This window comes from Microbacterium sp. HMWF026, from assembly GCF_003061325.1.
Taxonomy (GTDB): Bacteria; Actinomycetota; Actinomycetes; order Actinomycetales; family Microbacteriaceae; genus Microbacterium; species Microbacterium testaceum_E.
Map to the genome: position 1 here is coordinate 1 of NZ_QAJB01000154.1, position 2908 is coordinate 2908.

Genomic DNA, 2908 nt, shown 5'->3' on the forward strand with positions numbered 1-2908 from the left:
GGGCGGTGCTCATGAGGGGGACTCCGGTCGGGTGGGTCGGACGCGACGGGCGAGCCGGCGCAGACGGTGCTGAGAGGGAAGGAGGGTGAGGACGGCGCAGGCGATGACGCCCGCGGCGCCGAAGACGATGCCGATGGCGTAGTCACCGGGCCAGCTCTGCTGCGTGCCGATGTACATGAGCAGGAACGCCAGCGAGACGACCGCCGTCCAGGCGTAGAAGATCAGCACGGCGTCGCGGTCGCTGTGGCCCATGTCGAGCATGCGGTGGTGCAGGTGCTTGCGGTCGGGCGAGAAGGGAGAACGCCCCGCCCACTGGCGGCGCGCGACGGCGAGACCGAAGTCCAGCAGCGGCAGCAGCACGATCACGACCGGCAGCAGGATCGGGATGAACGCACCGAGAAGCTGCGAACGCCCGATCTTCTCGGGGTCGAGCACGGCCGGGTCGAGCTGGCCCGTGATCGCCACCGCCGAACTGGCCATGAGCAGCCCCAGCATGAGAGCGCCCGCATCGCCCATGAAGAGCTTCGCGGGGGTCCAGTTCATCGGCAGGAAGCCGAGGCAGGCGCCGACGAGCACCGCGGCGATGAAGGACGCGAGGTTGAAGTAGGTGCTGGCCCCGGTATCGCGGACGAGGAGGTAGGAGTACGCGAAGAACACGCCGTTGGCGATGAGGCAGACGCCCGCGACGAGCCCGTTGAGGCCGTCGATGAAGTTGACGGCGTTCATCACGACGACCAGGGCGAAGACCGTGAGCAGGAAGCTGACCCAGCTCGACCCGACCGTGAGCGCCCCGATCGGCAGCGACAGGATCTGCAGCTGACCGAACCACGCGATGACGCCGGCCGCGACGAACTGCGCTCCCAGCTTGATCATCCAGTCGAGGTCCCACAGGTCGTCGGCGACGCCGACCAGCACGATCAGCAGCACCGCGCCCAGCAGGGACAGCACCGGGACCGGATCGGTCCAGAAGATCGCGAAGTAGGGGTTGCGACTCGAGAGCGCGAACGCGGCGACGACGCCGAGGAACATGGCCACGCCCCCCAGCCGGGGCGTCGGGGTCTTGTGCACGTCGCGTTCCCGGATGCCCGGGTACAGCTTGAAGCGCAGGGCGAGCTTCCACACCACCCACGACAGCGCGAGCGTGACCGCCGCCGTGAACAGGATGGTGAGGAGGTACTGGGTCACGGACCCGGAGCCTCGGCATCCGGAGCAGTGTCGCTCGCGGGCGACGCCGGGCCGGGGCCGGCCGCGGGCGCGTCGTCGACGGGGTCGGGCTCGAGCAGATCGCCCAGCACCTCGCGCAGCCGTTCACGCGAGATCGCGCCCTCGCGCAGCACCCGCACCTGCGGCTCGGCACCGCCGACCAGAGTCGTGGCGTCGACGATGGTCGAGGCGACCCCGGTCTCGCTGGGTCCGGCGTCGAGGTAGGCCGCGACGCTGTCGCCCAGCATGTCGCGGGCGGAGTCGATGTCGACGGCCGCGGGCCGTCCGGTGAGGTTCGCACTCGAGACGGCCAGGGGGCCGGTCTCTTCGAGCAGTTCGAGGGTCAGCTTCTGCGCGGGCATCCGCACCGCGACGGTGCCGTGCGTGTCGCCGAGGTCCCACGACAGCGACGGCTGGGCGGGCAGCACGATGGTGAGCCCACCGGGCCAGAACTCGCGCACGAGGTCTTCGACGGCCGGCGGGATCTCGGCAACGAGGGCGCGCAGCGTGCCGACGCCCGCCACCAGCACGGGCGGCGGTTGCTGGCGACCGCGACCCTTCGCCTCGAGCAGGCCCGCGACGGCGCGCGCGTTGAACGCGTCCGCGGCGATTCCGTAGACGGTGTCGGTGGGGAGCACGACGAGTTCGCCTCTACCGATGGCCTGACGCGCGTGGCGCATCCCGGACAGCAGCTGCGACTCGTCACGGCAGTCGTAGACGGGTGACATGTCGCGCGCCAGTCTAGTCGCGCCGCGGACTCCGCGCTGTCCGGCCCCGCGTAGCCGCCGTCGGGCGGCGGTCGGCACCGCCCGCGGTGTCACGGGCTCCCGCGTGGTCAGGGGCGGATCGCGGTCGTCGCCCGGTCGCGACGGGTCAGGTCGGGGTGCGTCGCGGCCGAGCGCCAGCCGTCGTTCGTGAGGATCTCGCGGATCGCCGCGCCCTGCCACTCGCCGTGCTCGATGACGATGGTCGCGCCCGGGTGCCCGAGGCGCAGTCCCACCCGGCTCAGCTGCCGCACGGCATCCAGACCGTCCGGTCCCCCGTAGAGGGCCGCGGGCGGATCGAACAGCCGCACCTCGGGATCGCGCGGGATGGCGTCGTCGGGGACGTACGGAGGATTGGATGCCACGACCGAGACCGTGCCGTCGAGCTCGCCGAACGCGTCCGCGAGGTCGATGAAGGCGAGCGTGACGTTGCCGGCGCCGACCCGGTCGACGTTCTGACGAGTCCAGACGAAGGCGTCGACGGAGTTCTCGGCCGCGAACACCCGGGAGTGCGGCACCTCGGTGGCCATCGCCAGGGCGATCGCTCCGCTGCCGGTGCCGAGGTCGACGGCGATGGGGGCGTCGGAGGCCACGGCGCGCAGCGCGTCGATCGCCAACTGCGCGACCATCTCGGTCTCGGGCCGGGGGACGAAGACGCCCGGGCCGACCGCCAGCTCGAGCGAGCGGAACGGCGCCGTGCCGGTGAGGTGCTGCAGGGGCTCGCGCGCGCAGCGGCGGTCGACGAGCGGAGCCAGGGCCGCGGCGGCGGCGGGCGGCATCCGGTCGCCGCGGATGGCGGCGGCCTGGACTCCGCCCCTCGAGGTGTCGAGCACGTGGGCGACGAGCAGTTCGGCGTCGACCCGGGGGTCGCCGATGCCCGCGGCGGCGAGGCGGGTGGCGGTGTCGCGCAGGGTCTGATCGACCGAGACGACCGCGGGGGC

At 72.3% G+C, this 2908-nt stretch carries 3 protein-coding genes; all 3 read right to left on the minus strand.

What is annotated here, in order from left to right:
• Nucleotides 1–9: 9 nt before the first annotated feature.
• Nucleotides 10–1185 carry an MraY family glycosyltransferase gene (locus DBR36_RS06645; RefSeq protein WP_108318123.1) on the minus strand — a complete coding sequence of 392 codons (1176 nt, stop codon included), beginning with the start codon at nucleotides 1183–1185 and terminating at the stop codon, nucleotides 10–12.
• Nucleotides 1182–1931, minus strand: a complete 750-nt coding sequence (locus DBR36_RS06650) for an L-threonylcarbamoyladenylate synthase (protein ID WP_108318124.1) — start codon at nucleotides 1929–1931, stop codon at nucleotides 1182–1184. The genes DBR36_RS06645 and DBR36_RS06650 overlap by 4 nt, the downstream gene beginning before the upstream one ends.
• Before the next feature lie 107 nt (nucleotides 1932–2038).
• On the minus strand, nucleotides 2039–2908 hold an 870-nt coding region (gene prmC, locus DBR36_RS06655; protein ID WP_375136063.1), incomplete at its 5' end, for a peptide chain release factor N(5)-glutamine methyltransferase.

Bases quoted from the DNA above. Each gene is read 5' to 3' on its own strand.
- DBR36_RS06650 (WP_108318124.1), bottom strand. From the start codon at position 1,931: ATGTCACCCGTCTACGACTGCCGTGACGAGTCGCAGCTGCTGTCCGGG.